A 4,712-nucleotide genomic window follows, 5' to 3' on the forward strand; every position below is an offset into this window, starting at 1 on the left:
CCCGCCAGGCCGCATCTCCACGATCCGCAGTGGACGCTGCACGCCGCCGCCGCTCAGGGCTACGAGGGACCGGCCGCGCCCTGGCCGCCTCCGTACCGCGCGGGCAGCCGCCCGCCGCCGGCGGGCCGTACCGACGCGCCCAGGCCGCGTCTCACTCTGCGCTGAGCGGTCCTCGTACGAACTCCAGCCCAGGGTCGCGCAGCCGGGCGTGCAGCCGGGCGAAGACCTCGGCGGAGCGCTCGCCCGGCCAGTCCTTCGGGAGCAGCTCGGCGGGCAGGCCAGGATCCGTGTACGGGAGATGGCGCCAGGAGTCCAGCGCGAGCAGATAGTCGCGATAGGCGTCCCGCGCGGACTCTGTCGCCCGCGCCGACTCCGTGTCCGGCGCAGTCCTGTCTTCCCGCGCCGGCCCGGCGCGCCGGGACTCCCAGGCGCGCAGTACCGGTTCGTGCGCGGTCAGGAACTCCTCGTGCCGGGCGGCGATCGCGTCCAGATCCCACCAGCGGGCCACGGCCTCCTCCGTCGGCTCGAAGCCGAGGTGCTCGCCGCGGAACAGATCCACATACGCGTCGAGCCGGAGCCGTCGCAGCGTGCGGCGGGTCTCCTCGTACAGCCGTCCCGGCGCGATCCAGACACCGGGAGCCGCCGTACCGAAGCCCAGCCTGCCCAGCCGGGAGCGGAGCAGATGGCGCTTGTGGCGCTCGGCCTCCGGTACGGAGAAGACGGCGAGCAGCCAGCCGTCGGAGAGCCGTGGCGCGGGACGGTCGTAGATCCTGCGGTCGCCGTCGTCGAGCAACTGCCGTGCCTCGTCCGACAGTTGGTAGCCGGCCGCACCCTCCGCCGTACGCTCCGGGAGCAGCAGACCACGGCGTTTGAGCCGGGAGACCGCCGAGCGCACCGAGGGCGCGTCGACACCGACGGCTCCCAGCAGCCGGATCAGCCCGGCCACGGGAAGCGGCGCGCCGTCCGGTGTGCGGCCGTACGCGCCGTACAGCGTGACGATCAGGGAGCGAGGAGTGTGCTGCTCGGCCACGTGATCACTGTAGGCCCTGGCTGATCACTGCGGGCCCTGGCGTACAGGGTCCTCGGGCACGGCCTCGCCCACGGTCTCGCCGCGCAGCAGGAAGCGTTGGAGCTTGCCGGTGGGCGTACGGGGAAGGGCGTCCAGGAAGACGATCGCGCGCGGGCGTTTGTACGGCACCAGCCGCGCTCCGACGAACTCCCGCAGGCCCCGCGCGGTCTCCTCGCCGCGCTCGATGCCGTCCCGCAGGACGACATACGCGGCGACGATCTGGCCGCGTATCTCGTCCGGGCGGCCGACCACCGCCGCCTCCCGCACATCGGGATGTGCCAGCAGTACGTCCTCGACCTCGGGGCCGGGAATGTTGTAGCCGGCCGAGATGATCATGTCGTCCGCGCGGGCCACATACCGGAAGTAGCCGTCGGGCTCGCGTACATAGGTGTCACCGGTCAGATTCCAGCCGTCGCGCACATACTCACGCTGGCGTGGATCCGCCAGATAGCGGCAGCCCACCGGACCTCGTACGGCCAGCAGCCCCGGCTCGCCGTCGGGCACCGGCGCGCCCGAGCGGTCCACGACACACGCCTGCCAGCCGGGCACCGGTACGCCGGTGGTGCCCGGCCGGATCGCCTCGTCCGCCGCCGAGATGAAGATATGCAGCAGCTCGGTCGCGCCGATGCCGTTGATGAGCCGCAGTCCGGTTCGCTCGTGCCAGGAGTGCCAGGTGGCGGCGGGCAGATTCTCGCCCGCCGAGACACAGCGCCGGAGCGAGGAGATGTCGTACGGACGTGTGTCCAGCTCGTCGAGCATCACCCGGTAGGCGGTCGGCGCGGTGAACAGCACCGACACGCGGTGTTCCGCTATCGCCGCCAACAGCTCCTTGGGACGGGCCTGTTCGAGCAGCAGCGCGGACGCGCCGGCCCGCATCGGGAAGATCACCAGTCCGCCGAGCCCGAAGGTGAAGCCGAGCGGCGGACTGCCCGCGAAGAGATCGTCGGGCTCCGGCCGCAGCACCTGGCGCGAGAAGGTGTCGGCGACGGCCAGTACATCCCGGTGGAAGTGCATACAGCCCTTGGGCCGGCCCGTCGTTCCCGAGGTGAAGGCGATCAGCGCCACATCGTCCGGTGCGGTCTCCACCGCCGTGTACGGTCCGGTCCTGGCCTCGGCCAGCCGCAGCAGATCGTCGGCTCCGTCGCCGCCGTACGCGGTGATCCGCAGCCCGGGCACCCGCGCGTCCACCAGATCGTCCATCGACCGGACATCGCACAGCGCATGGCTGACCCGGGCTATCTCGCACATGGCGGCCAGCTCCGGTGGCCGCTGCTGGGCCAGTACGGTCACGGCCACCGCGCCCGCCTTGAGCACCGCCAGCCAGCAGGCCGCGAGCCAGGGAGTGGTCGGACCGCGCAGCAGCACCCGATTGCCGGGCACCACGCCGAGATCGGAGGTGAGCGCGTGCGCGATCCGGTCGACGCGCTCACGCAGCTCGCCGTACGACCAGACCTCACCGGAGCCCGTACGGAAGACCGGCCGGTCCGGGCCGAACCGCTCGGCCGTACGGTCCAGCAGCTCGGCCGCGCAGTTGAGCGGGCCCGCGAGCCGCGGTTCGGGAGGGACGGGAAGGGCGAGAGGGAGGGGAAGAAGCCGCGGCCACTGCTCCGACGGCGGTAACTGGTCGCGCGGAAAGGTGTCTCTGTGCGCCGACGGCGTCAGCTCCATGGTTCGCCCCCTTGTAGTCGTGGGGTCGCCCATCGAGCGTATCGTGAGGATGACGACAGTCAACGGTCCGCGATAGACGCGCGGGAAGTGGGGGCTCGGATGCCCGTATTCTCACTCGATCCGGAACAGACCGACTGGTGCGCCGAGTTGCGCACCCTCGCCGTGGAACGGCTGCGACCGCTCGCCGAGAAGGGCGAACCGGGCCGGGTGAACCGGCCGTTGATCGCGGCGCTCGGTGAACTGGGGCTGCTGGCACGGCTGTTCACGGGCGCGGAGGGACGACGGGCCGGGCGCGGCGGCGCGAGCGTGTCGGAGCGCGGTGGCGGTGGCGGTGCTGAACGCGGTCGCGGCGCCGGTGCGCTGGAGCTCTGTCTGCTCCGTGAGTCCCTTGCCCAGGGCTGTACGGAGGCCGAGACCGCGCTCGCGCTCCAGGGCCTCGGTGCCTGTCCCGTAGCCCAGGCCGGGACCGAACGTCAACGGGCGCGCTGGCTGCCCGAGGTGAGCGCGGGCCGCGCCGTGGCCGCGTTCGCGCTGAGCGAGCCCGGCGCGGGATCGGACGCGGCGGCGCTCGCGCTACGGGCCGAGCCGGACGGTGACGGCTGGCTGCTGACCGGTGAGAAGCGCTGGATCTCCAACGCTCCCGAGGCCGACTTCTACACCGTCTTCGCGCGCACGGACGGGAGCGAAGGCGCCCGGGGACGAGGGATCACGGCCTTCCTCGTACCCGCCGACCGTCCGGGACTGACGGGCAGTGCGATCGAGATGCTCGCACCGCACGCCATCGGCGCTCTTGTCTTCGACGCCGTACCCGTGACACGTGAGGATGTCCTGGGCGAGGAGGGCCATGGCTTCCGCGTCGCCATGGACACCTTGAACCTCTTCCGTCCCAGCGTCGGCGCCTTCGCCGTGGGCATGGCGCGCGCCGCCCTGGACGCCACGCTCGAACACACCGCGCGGCGCACCGCGTTCGGCGGCCCGCTGAAGGATCTGCAAGCGGTCGCGCACCAGGTCGCGGAGATGGCGACACGTACGGAGGCGGCGCGGCTGCTCGTCTACGCGGCGGCCGAGGCGTATGACACGGGCGCGCCCGATGTGCCGCGCGGCTCGGCCATGGCGAAGCTGTTCGCCACCGAGACCGCGCAGTTCGTGGTCGACACCGCCGTCCAGCTCCATGGCGCCGGCGCACTCCAGCGCGGCCATCCGCTGGAGCATCTCTACCGCGAGGTGCGGGCGCCACGGATCTACGAGGGCGCAAGCGAGGTCCAGCGCACCATCATCGCCAAGGAGCTGTACAAGGAACAGCGCGCGGATCCGGAGTGTACGAGGTCCGAGCGTACGGAGCCCGCGCCGGTCGGGGAGCGAGCCGTATGAGTCTGGAGCGCCTCAATCCCGCCGGGCTCTCGCCGGCCACCGGCTTCTCGCACGCCGTCGCCGCCACCGGCGGACGGTTGGTCCTGCTGGCCGGACAGACCGCACTCGACGGCGAGGGAAAGGTCGTAGGACGGACTCTTCCCGCCCAGTTCGAGAGGGCGCTCGGCAATCTGCTGGCCGCACTCGCGGCGGCGGGCGGCGCGCCGGACGAGCTGGCCCGGGTGACCGTCTACACCACCGATGTCGCGGACTACCGCGCCCACGCGGCCGAACTGGGCGCGATCTGGCGCCGGTCGGCGGGCCGTGACTATCCCGCGATGGCGGTGATCGGAGTCGTACGGCTCTGGGACGAGGAGGCGCTGGTCGAACTGGACGGTATCGCGGTCCTGCCCTGACCGGTTCACCACAATCGGCCGTGCCTGTCCCCCCGTGGGCACAGGCACGGCCGACGGCCCTCGGCGGACTGGCGACGTCCGTCGTCAGGGCATCAGGCGGTGATGGGTGTGGTCTGGGTGCAGTTCTTCCATTCGACCCAGGGACGTGTGCCGCCGCTCTGCGGGCCGGTGGCGTAGGTGGGATCGCCGGTGATGGTCTGTTCCTTGTG

4 protein-coding genes are annotated in these 4,712 nt (G+C 72.0%); 2 read left to right on the top strand and 2 right to left on the bottom strand.

The window, feature by feature from the left end:
• Window positions 1-151: 151 nt before the first annotated feature.
• On the bottom strand, window positions 152-1,030 hold the full coding sequence (locus GA0115259_RS23945; RefSeq protein ID WP_093600869.1) for a PaaX family transcriptional regulator: 879 nt from the start codon (window positions 1,028-1,030) through the stop codon (window positions 152-154).
• A gap of 24 nt (window positions 1,031-1,054) precedes the next feature.
• The gene (locus GA0115259_RS23950) at window positions 1,055-2,737 is read right to left on the bottom strand and encodes an AMP-binding protein (protein WP_093600871.1); all 1,683 of its coding nucleotides are present in this window, start codon (window positions 2,735-2,737) and stop codon (window positions 1,055-1,057) included.
• 99 nt (window positions 2,738-2,836) lie between these two features.
• Between GA0115259_RS23950 and GA0115259_RS23955 the strand changes: the two genes are divergently transcribed.
• Both GA0115259_RS23955 and GA0115259_RS23960 read left to right on the top strand, forming a co-directional pair.
• On the top strand, window positions 2,837-4,108 hold the full coding sequence (locus GA0115259_RS23955) for an acyl-CoA dehydrogenase family protein (protein ID WP_093600873.1): 1,272 nt from the start codon (window positions 2,837-2,839) through the stop codon (window positions 4,106-4,108).
• Window positions 4,105-4,503: a RidA family protein gene (locus GA0115259_RS23960; protein WP_093600875.1), complete on the top strand. Its 399-nt coding sequence runs from the start codon at window positions 4,105-4,107 to the stop codon at window positions 4,501-4,503. Before GA0115259_RS23955 ends, GA0115259_RS23960 begins: the two co-directional genes overlap by 4 nt.
• Window positions 4,504-4,712 lie beyond the last annotated feature (209 nt).

The organism is Streptomyces sp. MnatMP-M17, from assembly GCF_900091995.1.
Taxonomy (GTDB): domain Bacteria; phylum Actinomycetota; class Actinomycetes; order Streptomycetales; family Streptomycetaceae; genus Streptomyces.